This is a genomic window from Nostoc sp. UHCC 0251 (genome assembly GCF_034932245.1).
In the GTDB taxonomy this organism is placed as follows: domain Bacteria; phylum Cyanobacteriota; class Cyanobacteriia; order Cyanobacteriales; family Nostocaceae; genus Nostoc.
This window is the reverse complement of record NZ_JAYGHD010000306.1, coordinates 26,911-43,795: the sequence shown is the minus strand read 5'-3', so window position 1 is coordinate 43,795 and position 16,885 is coordinate 26,911. Positions and strand designations below refer to the sequence as shown.

12 protein-coding genes are annotated in these 16,885 nt (G+C 40.5%); 3 read left to right on the top strand and 9 right to left on the bottom strand.

Annotation, left to right across the window (positions count from 1 at the left end):
* Nucleotides 1-407: 407 nt before the first annotated feature.
* Complete coding sequence (locus tag VB740_RS23820) at nt 408-1,127, bottom strand: response regulator transcription factor (protein ID WP_190894864.1); 720 nt, start codon at nt 1,125-1,127, stop codon at nt 408-410.
* Nucleotides 1,128-1,776: 649 nt separating this feature from the next.
* Between VB740_RS23820 and VB740_RS23815 the strand changes: the two genes are divergently transcribed.
* Nucleotides 1,777-2,403 carry a CPP1-like family protein gene (locus VB740_RS23815; RefSeq protein ID WP_323202351.1) on the top strand — a complete coding sequence of 209 codons (627 nt, stop codon included), beginning with the start codon at nt 1,777-1,779 and terminating at the stop codon, nt 2,401-2,403.
* Between the two features lie 266 nt (nt 2,404-2,669).
* Here the strand turns inward: VB740_RS23815 and VB740_RS23810 are convergent, their stop codons facing one another.
* The 6 genes from VB740_RS23810 to VB740_RS23785 form a co-directional block, all read right to left on the bottom strand.
* Nucleotides 2,670-3,362, bottom strand: a complete 693-nt coding sequence (locus VB740_RS23810; RefSeq protein ID WP_323202350.1) for an HAD family hydrolase — start codon at nt 3,360-3,362, stop codon at nt 2,670-2,672.
* A gap of 79 nt (nt 3,363-3,441) precedes the next feature.
* Nucleotides 3,442-4,527 (bottom strand): 4-hydroxyphenylpyruvate dioxygenase, encoded by a 1,086-nt coding sequence (hppD, locus tag VB740_RS23805; protein ID WP_323202349.1) that lies wholly within the window; start codon nt 4,525-4,527, stop codon nt 3,442-3,444.
* 106 nt (nt 4,528-4,633) lie between these two features.
* Entirely contained in the window at nt 4,634-5,338 is a 705-nt protein-coding gene (locus VB740_RS23800) for an SDR family oxidoreductase (protein ID WP_323202348.1), read from the bottom strand.
* Nucleotides 5,339-5,424: 86 nt separating this feature from the next.
* The gene (locus VB740_RS23795; protein WP_416290499.1) at nt 5,425-6,711 is read right to left on the bottom strand and encodes a transposase-like zinc-binding domain-containing protein; all 1,287 of its coding nucleotides are present in this window, start codon (nt 6,709-6,711) and stop codon (nt 5,425-5,427) included.
* Between the two features lie 193 nt (nt 6,712-6,904).
* Nucleotides 6,905-7,684 (bottom strand): phosphate ABC transporter ATP-binding protein, encoded by a 780-nt coding sequence (locus VB740_RS23790; RefSeq protein ID WP_323202346.1) that lies wholly within the window; start codon nt 7,682-7,684, stop codon nt 6,905-6,907.
* Between the two features lie 516 nt (nt 7,685-8,200).
* A complete protein-coding gene (locus VB740_RS23785; protein WP_323202345.1) occupies nt 8,201-8,989 on the bottom strand; it encodes a DUF1868 domain-containing protein in 789 nt (262 codons plus the stop codon).
* Nucleotides 8,990-9,171: 182 nt separating this feature from the next.
* Between VB740_RS23785 and holA the strand changes: the two genes are divergently transcribed.
* Entirely contained in the window at nt 9,172-10,161 is a 990-nt protein-coding gene (gene holA, locus VB740_RS23780; protein WP_323202344.1) for a DNA polymerase III subunit delta, read from the top strand.
* A gap of 109 nt (nt 10,162-10,270) precedes the next feature.
* Nucleotides 10,271-10,753, top strand: a complete 483-nt coding sequence (locus VB740_RS23775; RefSeq protein ID WP_323202343.1) for a DUF4168 domain-containing protein — start codon at nt 10,271-10,273, stop codon at nt 10,751-10,753.
* A gap of 394 nt (nt 10,754-11,147) precedes the next feature.
* Here the strand turns inward: VB740_RS23775 and VB740_RS23770 are convergent, their stop codons facing one another.
* Nucleotides 11,148-11,759 (bottom strand): helix-turn-helix transcriptional regulator, encoded by a 612-nt coding sequence (locus VB740_RS23770; RefSeq protein WP_323202342.1) that lies wholly within the window; start codon nt 11,757-11,759, stop codon nt 11,148-11,150.
* Nucleotides 11,760-12,377: 618 nt separating this feature from the next.
* Nucleotides 12,378-16,721, bottom strand: coding sequence for a PAS domain S-box protein (locus VB740_RS23765; protein ID WP_323202341.1), 4,344 nt, complete (start codon nt 16,719-16,721; stop codon nt 12,378-12,380).
* Nucleotides 16,722-16,885: the final 164 nt, after the last annotated feature.

Sequence of the window (16,885 nt, the reverse complement as noted above, 5' to 3'; positions counted from 1 at the left end):
ACGGCATAACACACCCTACTGAAATATTTTCAGAAATCAAATATGATTCCTATAGGAGGCAAGACTTAAATATATTAGTTAACCGTTAGTACTTGTTGTATAACGGTTTTATTTTGGATACAAACACGCTAGTGGGGCGCACATGTGTGCGCCCCACTAACTCCAAAATAAGCATCGTTATATCTACCAAAACGGCCAGATGCAAAGAAATATTTTCCAGTGCGCTCTCTTCCCTGTCCACTGTCTTAAACGGATAAACAAATATCTCAAATAACTGCCTGGACTGTATTTGAGGAATATATATTTATTTTGACTCTCTCAATTTGTCTTTTACTAAAGCCAAAGAAATTCACTAATTACTCCCCCAATAATTTATAGTCAAGAGTTTTTAACTCTAGACTATAAACTCAGGACTTGGCTTCCAATTGCTGGGGATGAGCAGGAGATTCAAACTTATACCCTACGCCACGTACAGTTTGAATTAATGCTGGCTGACTAGCATCAATTTCAATCTTCTTGCGAATTTGGCCGATATGGACATCTACAACCCGTTGGTCGCCGACATATTCATAGTCCCATACCTCTTGGATTAGCTCCGCACGCCGCCAAACTCGACCTGGATGACTGGCTAAAAAATGCAACAAATCAAATTCCAGAGCAGTTAAAGGTACTGCTTGGTTATTCAGTGCCACCTCCCGTCGCACTGGGTCAATCATAAGTTTTTCAAATACCAAGCGTTTCTGCTCGGCTGTAGTTATCACTCGTTGACGCCTCAAAATAGCTCCGACTCTGACTTCTAACTCTCCTAGCCCAAAAGGCTTGGTGAGATAGTCGTCAGCACCTTTAGCAAAGCCGCGAATTTTGTCAGCTTCGTCAGCACGGCTAGTCAACATCAAAACAAAAACACCATTACGACTTTGCATCTCTTGGCAGAGGTTAAACCCAGTTACATCTGGTAAATTCACATCTAGAATTACCAAATCAGGGTTAAATTGCTCAAATAGAGTTAAGGCTGTCTTTCCATCTTCGGCAGCCTCTACCTGATAGTTCTGCTTAATCAGAAAGCGTTGGATTAAATTCCGAACCGCAGGATCGTCGTCAACTACAAGAATCTTGGCAGGAGCCATGACCATTACTTTGCACAAAAATTCGTAAGATTAACAAAAGGGTTGCGTAAACACGCAGTTGCCACTTAGGGGCTAACTAAGAATCTACATGTCTACGGGATGAGATTCCTGATTATTCAAAAATAAATACTCTAATCAGGATTGTGGGCAATGAGAACGCTAAATTTCTGTTAGGCACAGTATATAGGCGCTCTGACTTTAGCCGCAACAGTTCTTGACACCAAGACACGTTCTTGATCCCAGTTAAGTGGTAACTTAAAACGTTTCAATTTTAAATCGATATGCGGATATATACCACAAGCGATTATTCAGTATAATTAAAAAAATTCTATTAAGGCACTGTAAGTTGCCAAATTTGAAACAGTAAAGTTGATTTTTTCATAAAAACTATGTGTTTTAGGTACTCTCCGTTCAAATTCTAGATTAGAGCCAGAATTAGGCAACGACATGAGGGTATACACGGAGTTATAGCGATATGTTAAAGTGACTATAGTTGAAATTACAAAGTCGATCAAACTAACCCGTGCTACTATTATCCTGGTAGGGCATAAAATAGGTCGAGACTTTAGTTTCGATCAAAATAAAACCTAAAGCTGTTTTTTCTTCGACAAAAAACTGCCGCTGACTGAGGCTGAAGTAATAAACTCCCATGAGCGATCAAAATCCCTACGAAAAACTTGGGGTATCAGAAGAGGCTAGCTTCGATGAAATTCAGGATGCTCGTAATCGCCTATTCGAGCAACATAGTAGCGATGCCAAGCATTTAGAAGTAATTGAAGCAGCTTACGATGCGATTTTAATGGATCGCTTACGGATGCGCCAGGAAGGTAAAATTAAAGTCCCTGAGCGTATCCGGTTTCCAGAGTTGCGAGTGCAATCGGTTCCTAAAGAAAGTCCAACCCCTCGTGAGCAGTCACCTGCATGGCTGCAACGGATGCTGGATCAGCCGACACCTGCGGATATATTCTTACCAGGAGCTTGGTTTCTTGGTTTGAGTTCTATCAGTGTGTTTTACCCAGAGGGAGGCGATCAAGTTTTGCAGTTAGCATTAGTGGTTGGGGTAGGCACTAGTATTTACTTTCTCAATCGCAAGGAAAGCAAATTTGGCCGAGCAGTTTTGTTCACCCTAGTCAGTTTAATAATTGGCTTAATCGCTGGGGGACTAGTTGCTAGCTGGCTTTCACCACAAATATCATTCCTCAATTTGTCATCGAATCAGTTCTCTAGTGTATTAACTTTTATATTGTTGTGGTTGGTTAGTAGCTTTCTACGCTAAATCAATAACCGTAAGGAAGTTTCTATAAAGAAAACGTGCTTGATACGTATTCTTCTTAAATAAGAGAGCCAGGAGTCAGAATAGATATTCTGGCTCCTACTTTGGTTTATAACCGGGATGTTGATTATGTGATCAAATTAATGTAAAAGGTAAGTTACCTAAAGTTAATTAAGTTTATATTACGTAATATAATTTATTCTTACCCACTTACCTAAAACAATAAACGAATGCCGATTAATTGAATCTGTTGCTGCTAAAGAGCTTGTTTAGATAAGGTGTTTAGGTTTTAGGACTAAATCTACAGCAGCGCTAAAATCCTTAACGATTAAGTCGGGGTAGTAAAGTTCCAATTGGGTGCGATCGCGGATGCCACATTCCACAGCCATCACCTTAATCCCATAATTTTTAGCTGCGGTGATGTCGGCTTCCGTATCTCCCACCATCCAGGTATCAGCTGCGGGGGGAAGTTCTTCTAAAGCCCTAGCCATTAACAAGGGCTTATCTTCAATATCACGAGTCTTTACATAGTCGTTACTCAAGCAATAACAACGATTTTCCGGGAAAAATCTGCCTAAATCGTGTTTTTTGAAGGCATAATCTAGTTCCCGAACTCGGCGCATGGTCATAACTGCTAAATCAATTCCAGCTTCTTGAATTTTTAACAGTGCATCCACAGCACCAGGCGCGAGGGTGTCATAGTCAAAGTAGGGTTCTGTATGTACAGTTTGCCGCCGCAGTTGGGCAAATTCTTGGGCTTGGGCTTCATCTAACCCAGAATTGAAGGCGATTTGTTTTTCGGGAACGCGCGATCGCTTTAACTGCCAAAACTCCGCTTTCGGAAGTTCTTGCACTACTTGGTCTGGGCGACGAGTTTTCTCTAAGCAGAATTGATAAACACGGTAGTACCGTTCGGAAACATCAATAATTGGGCCGTCGAAGTCAGTAATAAGTCTTAGCATCGGCGGGAAAAGTTAATTTTTATTACAATTATCTCAGATGTATGGCTATTTTTCGAGAGATAAATTTAGTATCAGCATTTTATTGCAGCGTACCGCGTTTGATTTGTTCGCTTTCAATGGCTTCAAATAAGGCGCGAAAGTTACCTTCGCCAAAACCTTGAGCTTGAAAACGGCGTTCAATAAACTCAAAGAAAAATGTGGGCTGTTCAAATATTGGCTGGGTAAAAATTTGTAGTAATAAGGGCGCGGCATATTCTCCTTCTAAAGGAGTATATTCTTGCCAGTCCACGAGAATTTCTTGTTGAGCGATCGCTTCTAGTTCTAAAAGTGATAGAGGCAATCCTGGACGTTGCTTTAGCTGCGAGTAATAGCTTTGGGGAACTGAGAGTAAGGATAAACCACTGGCACGAAATTTAGCGATCGCACTCACAAGATTAGTCGTCCGCAAGGCAATATGTTGAATTCCTGCGCCCTGGTTGACATCTAAAAATTCCTGAATTTGGGAATTTTTGGAAGCCGGTTCATTAATTGGCAATTGGACGCTACCGTTGCGCGAAACCATCACCTGGCTGTGTAAAGCAGAGCGATTAGTTTTAATTTTAAATGCCTGCTGGGGTTGAAAATCTAGGATTTTTTCGTACCAAGCCACAGCATTTTCCAATTCACCAACTGCCACGTTTAACACTACGTGATCTATGGCGCTAAAACTGTTGTCATTTGTCTTATGCCCTTTGTCATTGGTGTTAGTTACAAATGACGACGGAAAAATGACCAATGACCTTTCTATCAATGTATGAGTCAGTCCACCCCAGGCGGCAATTTTGCCACACTTGAGGAATTCCGTACCCACCTGGCGTTCCTGGGTGGGTTGTAGGATTGTAGCACCATGTTTTTGAGCTAGTGCGATCGCTGCTTCTACATCTTCTACAGCAAAAGCAACATCTGCTACACCAGGCGGATATTGACGCAGAAATTCAGCTACCGGACTTGTGGGTAACAGTGGTGAAGACAGGAAAAAACAGACGGCACCATTTTTTACTACTTCTGTACAAGTATGAAATGAACTGATGCGATCGGCTACTGCTTGAAAACCAAGATGGTGTACAAACCAATCCCGCCATACTTTGGCGTCTTCTACATAGAAATGAACGTGATCAATTTTCATAGATACTGAAAATCCAGCATAACAGCTTATATCTCTGTAAATTTTGCCTTTTCTGCTAAATTTTCAGGTCTTTCCTAGGCAATAAATATGTAGGCTGACTCCCACTTTAAAAGAACAGATGACTATCAGGCTGAATATTAATTTCCATTGGCACAGCTTGCGGTTCAGCAGAAAGGGCAAAGAAAATCGCATTGGCAGCAGTTTCAGCACTAAGCATTTTTTTCCGGTCTACTTTTAGGTTGACGTTATCCCAGAAAGGAGAATCTACCCCACCAAAGTAGAATAGCGTGAACTTGATACCAAAACGCTTGAGTTCTTCTGCCATGCACTTGCTGAAACCGACAACACCAAACTTAGAAGCAGAATAAGCCGCTGCCATCCCCATCGAATGCTTACCCAGAATTCCAACCACATTACAGATGTGACCAGACTTGCGCTTTTGCATCTCTTCAGCAGCCGCCTGAGTGGTGTAAAAACTGCCTTTTAAGTTGACATCTAGCATCTTGTCTAAATCAGCGGGTTCTAAGCTGTTGTAGGGCTTGAGTATACCAGCACCAGCTGCATTCACTAAAATATCGATTTGACCAAACTCAGCGATAGTCTTTTCTATCAAAGTATCTACTTGTTGGGGGTCAGTAATATCGGTGGGAACACTCAAAACTTGCCCTGGTAAATCATTTGCCAGTGTTGTTAAACGAACCGCATCTCTCGCAGCCAGTACCAACCGGACTCCGGTTGGCGCAAGTTTTTGTGTTAAAGCTGAACCAATACCACCAGTAGCACCGACAATAACAACGACTTTATCTTGCATTGTATTATTTACATTTCTTTACATCTGTTTACATAATACAATACTGAATTACAGGCTCAAGTTGTACGTAGACATCTAGAAAGTATCTATTTGCAGAGTAGTGCTGTTACCTCGTATTCCTTGCCACTCCTCTTTAATGTAAATGTGGGAGATGATTCTAAATATTTAAGAAAACTAGAACCTAACTTTAATTTTTTAATAATCGAATTAGGAGATTCTCCGGTTATCTTCTGTAACTCTGAACCTAGCTTAGGCAAACATAATTTAGCTTTAGGAGATTTTTTTTGTATATCTTGAATAATCTTTAATAGTAATTTATCTAATGCTTCTTTATTAGAAACTTTCGCAAAACTCCCTTTTTTTGCTTCTGGAGTACATTGTGTAAAAGTGTTATCTAAAACAGGAATTATTTTTTCGTTTTCTGGTTTATTTGGATTATTTTTAAAATCTATATCGCATTTTTCTTGAAATAAAGTTGCAACAGTTACTAAACTGTTTAATCGAACATTGATTGATTCCTGTTCAGTTTTAATTAAATCTTGAATTGTATCAACCACTTTTTCAAGGGATGGAACCTCTGTTGCCAGTGGTAAAGAATAATGAGTTAATTTGCCAGTATTTAGATTTTCTATATGCAAATCTTGTGCTTTTCTGCGTACCCAATAAACAATCAATCCCTGGTTTTGGAGTTCGTTACAAAGGTGAATTAAAATTCCATCGCTAGAACAAACCAAGATTTCTTTAACTGTTGGATAAGAACGTAAGACACAAGCACCAAAAGCGATCATTTTTGCATCAGCGCTGTCCTTACCTCCAGGTACATGGACAAGTTGATAGCCACGGTTATATAGTTCAATATCTTGCTTTCCAATACTTGGATTTCTCCAGTTAGCAAATGCAATTTTAACTTGGAGAGGATACTTACAGACATTAGCTAAAAATAATTCTGAATTAACATCTAATTTTAAGTTTTCTGCATCTAAAAGTAGAAGTGAGATCCCTGTTTGTAATGGATGTTTAATTTCAGTTTGTTGTTGAAATTTTTGAATAAGTTGACTGAACACAGCAGATTGTAGCCAATCAGACGATAATATAGTTTGCAGCAGTTCTTCAGTTAATTTAAAACTAAAAGAGCCAAGATTTTGCTCTGTGACTTTTTCTTCTAGCAGGTTTTTCACTAAAGAAGGTTCCGTCGCTTCAGTCATAAATACTTGACTGTGCCCGTTGCTGTTAGCAAGCAAGTCACTTTCCAAGGAATGAGGGAATGCAGACTCAAGGAATTGTTTACCACAATTTTTGCAGAGGTAATTCTGCTTGTCATTGCGACGACCATTTTTACGATATGAAGTAGATTCGCACCGAGGACATTTCATCTTGTGATTTAGGTGGTCTAGAACAGATACCTGTCTTTAAGTATATAGTATAAAAAAAGACTGTCAACGTCAGTTCATATTGCTTAATTGCCTAACACAAGAAAAACCAAAGCAAGCGGAAATTAAATTTAACTCTTAATTTCCGCTTGCACTATGTCATAGCTCTCTGAATAGCTAGAATTTTAGAAACACCTTAAATGACGCGGGCGAAAACGTAGTCACGGGTGCGAGAATCCACAGGGTTAGTAAAGATTTTGCTTGTAGTACCAAATTCAACCATTTGAGTAATACGATTTTCATTATTATGAAAGAAAGCCGTAAAATCAGATAGGCGAGTAACTTGCTGCATATTGTGAGTAACAATCACAATTGTCAACTCAGAGCGTAAGTTATGGATCAAATGCTCTATTTTCGTACTACCGACAGGATCAAGACCTGAACAAGGTTCATCCATCAACAAAACATTCGGTTTGACTGCTAAAGCACGGGCAATACATAATCTTTGTTGTTGACCACCAGAAAGCTCTAAAGCAGATTTTTGCAGCTTATTTTTCACTTCATCCCAAAGTTCGGCGGCTTTGATGGCAGATTCAACGATTCCATCTAATTCTACTTTCGGATGCCACCCGACTAATTTCACCCCATAAGCAACATTATCGTAAACGCTCATGGGAAAAAGATTTGGCTTGGGAAAAACCATACTAACTTGACGACGTAAGCGATTGATATTTACACGACGCTCATAAATACTCTGTCCATAAAATTCTACTCTTCCTTCAACCCTCACATCTCCTTCTAGTTCACTCATGCGATTTAACGATTTAAGAAAAGTAGACTTGCCACAACCACTAGAACCAATAATTGCCGTGACTTGGTTTTGATAAATATCCATTGACACGCCTTCAACTATCTTTTGAGCATCGTAATAGAAGCTGAAGTTTTTGACTCTGATGGCTGGAATTAGTTTACTCATATTCCCAAAACGTGTGAAATAAAACTTGATTTAGTAAAACTGTACAAATCAGCAACGCTGTTTCACTATGTTACTCCCAAAATGAGATATTCATAGAAATTACGTAGCTATACAGTAGCCATCCAGCAGATAAGTGGTTAGCAGGTATTTACATAATGCTGTGCCTGAAAATTTATTTTTTCTAGACTTTTTATACTCACCTTTACTACATTGACTAATACCTTTTGGTTATTAGTTAAAAGAAGAAAGAGCAAGGTTTCTTACCCTTATTCGTCATGTCTTGATGACTTAACCTTTCTGACAAATTGATAAAAATATTATCAGTAAAGAGTAAAGGTTGTTTAAATTCAAATCTTATTTCATATAATTATTAAGCTTCGTAAGCCTACATTATTTGCTCATTACTTTAGTGTAACCTCATCAAAAAGTTTCGTTCTTTCAGGAAGACATAACTAATAATGAGTAGTTAGTAGTCAGGATTTTATACACACTGACAACTAACTACTTATTAATGACTTAAAAATCTAAAATCGGCCAGTCTGGTTCACGATAATAGCGTGTCATATTGTCAAACTTTCGTAATTCAACGCGATTGATCAAAAATTCTGGCAAATCTAACAGCCATTGTTCATTCAATTGAGAAAGCATTGTGCTGAAACTTGTGCGGTCTAAGTCAGATGAAACCTCCCCAAAATAGCCTAATGTAACATGGGCTGTTAAGTGATAATGCTGCTCAATACCCAAAGCAATTAACTTGGGATTTTGATAAATTATTCGGCGAAATTTAATAATTTCCTCATAGCAGCGTTCATCTTGGGGTACTAAACAAACGGCTACAGCTCTTGGCATCAGTATCAATCCCAGCATTTGCCATTTAATCGGATGGCTCCTGTTTGTCATCAATTGTTGATATTGCTGAAAAATTTCGGCTAAACAAGAGTGTAACTCCTCGTCAAATTTGGGATTTTTTTCGCAGGCGTCAAGGTAAGCGCTGTCCCAAATTAAATCCGCTAAAGTCACGTGGAAGCTAGCAGGAGTTAGAGGCACAATCAAATCACGGCTTACAGGCAACTGCAAAAGTTCCTGTTGGTAAGTCTGTAATTTGGCATAGAAAGCAGAGTTTAGTGATTCTTCTTCTGCTGGCGGGGTAATTAGCGTATAGCCAGGAAAGGATGCTGCTTGTCTCAACCCAGAATGTGGCTGAAATTTAGAAGATTCCTGGATATGCTGGACTTGGGATCTGTAAGCTTCTGGCAGCGTTAGCCGTGCTAACCGATTTAAGTAAGTTTGATAGTTGTCGTCCAATCTTTATAGCCTCATGCTCTCACTTGATAGATTTTAGGGAAAATTACCTTGATTAACAGAATGATTTCAAAAGTATTTAATTTTTGTTGTAATGGAAGCTGATTTAGGGATGAGGAGGACAAGGTAAAATCTGCTCCCTCATCTCCTTATCTCTCTCCTGCATTTTTCGACGAGGTTAGTCTATGCCAATCTATGTTTACTGGGGTGAGGATGATTTTGCTATAGAAAAGGCGATCGCTATGCTGCGCGATCGCGTTCTTGATCCCCAATGGATAAGTTTTAATTACACTTCATTTACCCCAGATCAGGCTGATGCTGCTATCGAGGCGTTAAATCAGGTCATGACACCCACTTTTGGCGCTGGTGGACGCTTGGTATGGCTGATAAACACTACTCTGTGCCAGCACTGTCCAGAGAATGTGTTAGCAGAACTGGTGCGATCGCTACCAGTCATTCCCGAAAACTCATTTTTATTGCTCACCAGCCGGAACAAGCCAGATGAACGTCTCAAATCCACAAAATTGTTAAAACAATTTGCTACCGAGTTCCGAGAATTTCCCCTCATTCCCCCTTGGAAAACCGAATTGCTGGTGCAATCTGTTAATCAAGCAGCTCAGAGTGTCGGTGTGAAATTAACTGCCAATACTGCCCAGTTGTTAACAGAGTCTGTAGGGAATGATACACGGTTGCTCTACAATGAGTTAGAGAAATTGCGGCTATATACCCAAAGTAGCAATAAGCCTTTAGACGTAGATATTGTTACCAAGTTAGTAAGGAATACTACTCAGAATAGCTTACAATTAGCAGCAGCAATCAGAACAGGAGATACATCTAAAGCTTTGACAACCTTGGCAGATTTAAACAATGCTTCCGAGCCGGGATTACGGATAATCGCTACGCTGATTGGGCAATTTCGCACCTGGCTTTGGGTCAAGATTATGATGGAAAGTGGGGAGCGCAATCAACAAGCGATCGCCCAAGCTGCTGATATCGGTAATCCTAAACGGATCTACTTCTTACAGCAAGAAATCAAGCTTCTTTCTGTGCAACAGTTAATTTCTTGCTTACCCCTACTATTGGAGTTAGAAGTGAGTCTTAAGCAAGGAGCATCAGAAATGCTAGCACTCCAGACTAAAGTCATCGAACTTTGTCAAGTCTGCCGAGGGAATTGACCATAAAATATAAAATCTTGAAGTATTGAACAGTTGCTGGAACTTCCAACTCTGAAAATAATTCAGAGTCCTTATAATATCCCTGATCTAGTTCTGTGTTACACACTATATGAAGAAAATTTCTGATTTATTGCCCCGAACTAGCCGAAAGCGAATCCTTTCCCAATCATTGTTTTTCGGCGCGATCGCTACTGTGAGTGTAATTTCCAACGCTTTTTCATTGAGTTCAAAAGCTTATGGTCAAACTCTACCACCAATAGTTAACAATACTGAAATCAACAGCTATGCTCAAGCCGTGCTAGCAATGGAACCAGCACGTCAAAATGCTTTTGAAGAAATTAAAAAACTTATTGGCAATGGAGAAATTCCCAAAATTGTTTGTAATGATTCTAACAGCATAAATGGTCTTCCTAGAAAGGCTCAAGATATTGCAGTTGATTACTGTAGTCGCTCTCAAAAAATTGTTCAAGATAATGGGTTGAGCATTGCTCAGTTCAACAAAATTACTATAGAGCTACAAAATAACGATATCTTAAAACAGCAGGTTTACAATACCTTATTACGCCTGCAAAAAAGTCCTGACTCTCCCTAGTTAAAATTTGCATAAAACAATCCACCCGCATGAAAAGGACAGCTAGTAAGGCTAGTATTGCTTTTCTACAAAATTCTGTGAGCATTGATTCATGAAATAATTATTTGTGCATAGTTAGGATTAGTATCAATACGCTTGGGTTAATAGTTATTGGTGTAGATAATTGATATTTTAAGGCGCGATTTATCGCGTCTCTACATGAGGTTTTTTTTGCTCATTCTGAACTAAACAAAAAAGTGTCTGAATTCATGGCTTTAAGACCCCCACTAAATCTGTATCTTTAGTGGTCTTCTCTACGAGACGCAAGCGCGAACAATTAGTGGCTCTTTGGAGTTTCCCACTCATTGATTCTGAATTCTCGCTTCTTAATTATTTTTCCAGGCAATACTACTATTCAATCATAAGACATATTTGCTTGCCGCTTGGTGTGAATATTCTTCATGTGCTTCTTCACTGTGTTTATGGTGATGTAAAGCTTAGTGGCAATTTCTTTGTAGCTGTAATTGCTTCTATAGAGAAACCAAATTTCAGCTTCTCGTGGCGTCAGGTCAAATTTTTTAACTTCAGTGAGTGCTACATTTTTCACAGATTCATATTGATTTTCTATAGTCACCAATAAGCAAGGCACTTCAAACCTATCTAAATTTAGCAGTCTCACTCTAATCCGAAAAATATTGGACTTATCAAGCACAATCTCATCAGATAGAATTAGAAGTTTATCATAAAAAAAATACCGATTATTGAGTAACGATTCACAAAGGTTCCAAATGGCTGGGGGTACAAAATTATGGTTGAAATTGTCTTGATTGAATTGATAACAAAGGCGACGAGCAGATTCATTAGCATGAACTATTTCACCAGTGTGGCTTAAAATTAATATACCGTCTTCTAAGCCTTCAATTACTTCTTGTAAGAAATCAGCTCGCTTTGATTCATATAAGTCAATATCATCTAGCTGTTGTGGTTCAGCTACTGTTTTTACTAATGTTTTTGTTAAGGCGATCATATTAGAGATTGTAATGTACAAAATACTGCTTATTACTTAGGTTTATGGGGATGAATGATTCACCCTGAATAAATTGGGTGAATAATATAGATTAATCATGCCAATAGCAGCAACCACGAGTATGTTTTTATACTATTTTATTCAAATACCCAATTTTTCATTTATGTAGTCTGTTTGAATTAATTTAGGCTACATAATTTAAATACAACTCTGAAATTGCTTATTTCGGAATCCGCTTCCAATAAACTTTAAATAAGTCTTCCCCGCCTAGTGATTCCCTTAAAACTGGACTAAAGCAGAAAAAGAGCCAGCCTTTTTAAAGGGAGTCATTACTTTGTCTATTGAAGCCGCTTCTTCTAAATAGCTCCAAAAGACAAAAATTATTCATACTGGAATATAAATATACATCTGATAATACAAGTATTGAACAAAGAGAATGGGCCATGGGGTAGTTCACCGGGCGACTAGAAGTCGCGGCTATACAGACAAAACCCACCTCCGTGGGTTAAAAAACCTTAATTTTGTATTAGTCCACGCAGGTGGACTACCCTGCGGGAAGCCGCAAAGCGTCTATGTTTGTGTAGTAGTTCTATTCGCCTAATACTTTTCAAACATCCTCTAAGCCCGTCCAGCAAGCCTGGCAACTACTGTAGCTAGCTCATCTGCCTCAATAGGTTTAGGTAAATGTAGCTGATAACCTTCTTGTATGGCTCGCATCCGATCCTCTGCCCTAGCATAAGCTGTTAACGCTGCGGCCGGAATATTTCCCCCTAGCTCTGGTGGTTGCGATCGCACTTTGCGGATCAAAGAATAACCATCCTCTTGAGGCATACCGATGTCACTGACTAAAACATCTGGTTTCCACCGTGTAATTACCTGCAATGCTTCTGAAACTGAGGCTACAGCCTGAACTTCGGCTTGGTACTGTTCCAGGACTGTAGTGATGAAATCACGGCTATCGGCTTGGTCATCTACAACCAGTACGCGCACGCCAAGGAGGGAGAGGCGCAGAGAGGAAGAGGGAAACAGGGGTGGAGGGGCAAAGGCGTGGAGGGGCGGACTCTTCAGAAGTGGTAGCTTGACTGTAAATGTCGCTCCTTGTTCTTCACCTGGACTATTTGCATAGACAGTACCGCCATGTAATTCTACTAAATTACGCACGATCGCTAATCCTAGTCCTAATCCACCATAAGTTCTAGTGTTAGAACTATCAGCTTGACGAAAGCGATCAAAAACGTAAGGTAGAAAATCAGGGCTGATACCAATGCCTGTATCAATCACTTGAATCTGGGCATATTTATCTGTTGTCTGTTGTTTTTCTTGGCCATTGACTACAGACAATTGCACCTCTACCCGTCCTCCTATGGGTGTGAATTTGATGGCATTGGATAGCAGATTCCAGATTACTTGCTGCAAGCGCTCAAAATCACCCGATACTAAGAATTGAGAATTTTCACCTAGCAAGCTGTCTTCTGAGCGTTGACTGGCTTGGGATTGTGTTTCTCTTGATTCTAGATTTTCGTGATTAATTTCTAATCCCAAATCTGAATTTTGCGTTTCTTTTGAAGAAATAAGGGAAAATCTTAAATCGATTTCCTTGGACTGGGCGGCTAGACTAACAGTCTCTAGGCTCGACTCAATCACTGGAATCAAATTACAAGTACGAACATTAAGGCGTAACTTGCCTCTAATCATCCGCGATATATCCAGCAGGTCTTCAATTAGCTGGGTTTGCGCCTTAGCATTGCGCTCAATTGTCTCTGTAGCCCTAGCCATTAGGGTTTCACTAAGCTTGCTGCGTTGCAGTAATTGCGCCCAGCCAAGGATTGCATTGAGAGGCGATCGCAACTCATGAGACAATATTCCCAGAAACTCATCCTTCATGCGGTTAGCCTCTTGCAACTGCTCAGTTTGTTTTTGCAAAGAAGCAATTAAACTAGCTCGTTCCATTGCGATCGCTATTTGGTCGCATACTGCTTGCATCATCCCCTTTTGATTCTCGGTGAAGCTTAACCGAGTGCGACTGCCAAAAGAAAGAGTACCCAACAGCCGTCCTTGGCCGATCAATGGGTATGCATAATAAGCAGTAATACCTAAAGAGCGAATCAATTCTGTTTGCGGGTCAGTGGATTGCTGGACATTCTCTAGAGCTAAGGGATGGCGTGACAGCGCTACAGTACCGCAAACCCCTTCGCCAAATGGCAAGTACTCAATTTCCTTTGCTATTTCCAGGGAAATACCACTGTAAGACCTCAACCGCATTACTTGAGAGTTATCCTGAACCAAATAGTTCAAATAAATATCTAAACCAATTTGCTGTGAGAGTTTTTGGTAGACGCTATCGATTAGTAGTACTGGTTCCTGGCTTGATAGTAAATCGTTGGCTGTGTCAAATAGTAGCTTTAGTCTTTTGTAACCTAACGATAGGGCTTTTTCTGCCTGTTTGAGGTTGCTAATATCTTGGAACACCAAAATACAGGTAGCTGGATGACCGTGCATTGCTGGCAGGGTATCGGCAAATACTAGTAGAGAGCGCACACCAGCTGGAGTGTGCCAGTCTACCTCCAATCCATTCAGGTGTTCACCATTAGCAACCCGCACTCCTGGCATTTGTTCATTGGGGATGCGATCGCCAGCCGCATCTGTATAGTGGTAAACTGTGTGATACTCTGCGGCTGGTACACCTTTGGGAAATTCGCCCCCAGCTAATTCGTCAGCAGAACGATTGGCAAAAGTGACCCGCGCCGTTCCTGGTTCGATAAACAGCAACGGTCTTGGCATCATATTTAACACATCCTCCAACCATTTTTGCTGATTTAGGAGTACTTCCTCTGCCTGTTTGCGTTCCGTAATATCTAAAAATGCACCAACGCTTCCTCTGGTTTTACCCTCTTCGTCAAACAAGGGTGCAACGTACTCCAACAGCTTGACGATTTTTCCCTTTTCATGGACGACATCAATTTCAAAACCCAGAACTTCAACACCATGAGTTGCAGAGTATTGCATTGGGAGTTCTTCTGCTGAGAGTTCCCTTCCCTCGCGGTAGACTTTAAAACTTGTTGGTTTTTCGTCTAAGGGAGCGCTGAGGGAGGCATTTGTATCTAGCGATATCCCCAACTGCTTGGCAAAAGCAAGGTTTACCTTGATATTTTGGCATTTTGGATCTTCGGCAATGCCAATTCCAATAGGAATTACCTCCAACAGAGTTTGTAACTCAGTAATGCGGCGCTGTAGATCCTTATTTAGTTGTAGAATTTGTTCCTTAGCCAGTTTTTGTTCGCTGATGTTGCGAGTCACAGTCGCTAAAGCAATTGGCTGACCTGTATTTTTGTCTGTAACAGTGAAGATATTGTAATCAACTGGTATCGGTTGACCTGTTTGGAGATGCCGGAAGCAGAATTCTCCCTGCCAACGCCCTTGTGATAGCACAGTCGGCAGTATATATTCTTGAAAATAGGCTTTGTCTTTGGGCATAGCGTAATCTAATACTGCTTTTTGCCTCACTTCATCAAGGCTTGCAAGCCCTACCAACTTTTGACCTGCATCATTTATGTAGAGTAATTGACCCTCAAGGGTAGCGATGCCGATAAAGTCAGAGCTATTTTCTACCAGCGATACCAATTTTTGTTGCTCTGCTTCTGCTTGCTTGCGTTCGCTCAAGTCGAGGATAAAGGCTACTGACTCTTCCCGGTTTTCTCCTAACAGCACGTAACCAACTAAAACCGGGATGCGGCTACCATCCTTGCGGATATATTCTTTCTCGTAGGGGGTACAAGCAGCGTTGGTATTTCCTTGCGCTTCGGCGACACCTCGCTCATCTAAGTATAGATACTCTGATGGTGTGATATTTCTCCAGCTTAACCTACCTGTTAATAAATCCTCCCGCGTGTAACCTATCATCCTGAGAAATTCGTCGTTTGCCTGCTGGATACCGCCATGCACGTTACCAAACAGAATGCCGATGACGTTAGCATCAACAAAACTTCCCAGTTTAGCTTCGTAGCTTCTCAGTGCTTCCTGGGCGCAGTCGCGTTGATGGCTGAGGCGTTCAATAACCCTGGCACTTTCCCAAATCAAAATAGTAAAAATCACAATCAGGACGATCGCAAACAGTGACACTGCAAACGCCGGGCCGTATTTTTCTGCCCGTTGGCCTTCAACGATTAACCACCCTAGTCCAAAGGGTACTGCGATCGCGGCAATTAATAAACGACGTGCAAGTAAGCCGCCGTTGGTATCACTTGTAACTACCCTCATTAATCCCTGGTCTGCCCGCGCCCATAGAATTCCTATACTTAGTAAGCTGAACAACACCGCTGTATGTAAAGCCATTGATGTTGTATAAGGGGCAAGTCCGTAGAAAACTTTCACTTTGTAGGCATAGCCCATGAGCGCCTGAAAGGAAATTAAAGTAGCGATCAGAGTGATAATCTGGCCATACCAATAACTGTGGTGGTTTTTTGGATGAACTAGAAGTTGTAGGGCGACGCTCACCAAAATAAAGTCCAGTGCTGTGTTCACCCCCATTCGCCCTGGATGTGATGTCGTTATACTAGTTGACGAATCACGAAACACTAGTTCGTCAATGCCGAGATTCCAGCCAAACAGATATTCACAAAGTGTAAGTGCAGCTATTGTGGTGACAGCTATTGCACAGACCCTAGAAATTAGAACAGTAGGAAATAATTTTGAATTTTGAATTTTGAATTTTGAATTGTTTCCCCCTCCTGTTGAAAATAGCCACAACGATATACCACACAGGACAAAACATAGCGCAGTGTTGACTTTCATTGTGGCAGGACTACCAGGAAATCCGCGCTTAAGAACTTCAATGTCAAGACACCAACCAATTAGTACCAAACTGGCAACAAAAACAGCGATCGCACTCGCGACTTTTGCCACAAGTGAATTTGTAGGCATTTTAAACATATCTTGCAGCCGCAAGCGGTTAATATTTAACATTTAGTGTTCTCTAACCGCATCTATCTAGGATAGTAAACTTACGTATTTCTTACGTTTTAACTATTTCTACCTTTTGTATTGTATGTTCCTCCTTGACTTGCTTTTCATCTACCTCTATGCATATTTTTATTGCACAATTTACAGTAGGAAATAAGGGTGGTTTA

Bases quoted from the DNA above. Each gene is read 5' to 3' on its own strand.
- VB740_RS23820 (WP_190894864.1), bottom strand. From the start codon at position 1,127: ATGGCTCCTGCCAAGATTCTTGTAGTTGACGACGATCCTGCGGTTCGG.
- VB740_RS23815 (WP_323202351.1), top strand. From the start codon at position 1,777: ATGAGCGATCAAAATCCCTACGAAAAACTTGGGGTATCAGAAGAGGCT.
- VB740_RS23810 (WP_323202350.1), bottom strand. From the start codon at position 3,362: ATGCTAAGACTTATTACTGACTTCGACGGCCCAATTATTGATGTTTCC.
- hppD (WP_323202349.1), bottom strand. From the start codon at position 4,527: ATGAAAATTGATCACGTTCATTTCTATGTAGAAGACGCCAAAGTATGG.
- VB740_RS23800 (WP_323202348.1), bottom strand. From the start codon at position 5,338: ATGCAAGATAAAGTCGTTGTTATTGTCGGTGCTACTGGTGGTATTGGT.
- VB740_RS23795 (WP_416290499.1), bottom strand. From the start codon at position 6,711: ATGAAATGTCCTCGGTGCGAATCTACTTCATATCGTAAAAATGGTCGT.
- VB740_RS23790 (WP_323202346.1), bottom strand. From the start codon at position 7,684: ATGAGTAAACTAATTCCAGCCATCAGAGTCAAAAACTTCAGCTTCTAT.
- holA (WP_323202344.1), top strand. From the start codon at position 9,172: ATGCCAATCTATGTTTACTGGGGTGAGGATGATTTTGCTATAGAAAAG.
- VB740_RS23775 (WP_323202343.1), top strand. From the start codon at position 10,271: ATGAAGAAAATTTCTGATTTATTGCCCCGAACTAGCCGAAAGCGAATC.
- VB740_RS23770 (WP_323202342.1), bottom strand. From the start codon at position 11,759: ATGATCGCCTTAACAAAAACATTAGTAAAAACAGTAGCTGAACCACAA.
- VB740_RS23765 (WP_323202341.1), bottom strand. From the start codon at position 16,721: ATGTTAAATATTAACCGCTTGCGGCTGCAAGATATGTTTAAAATGCCT.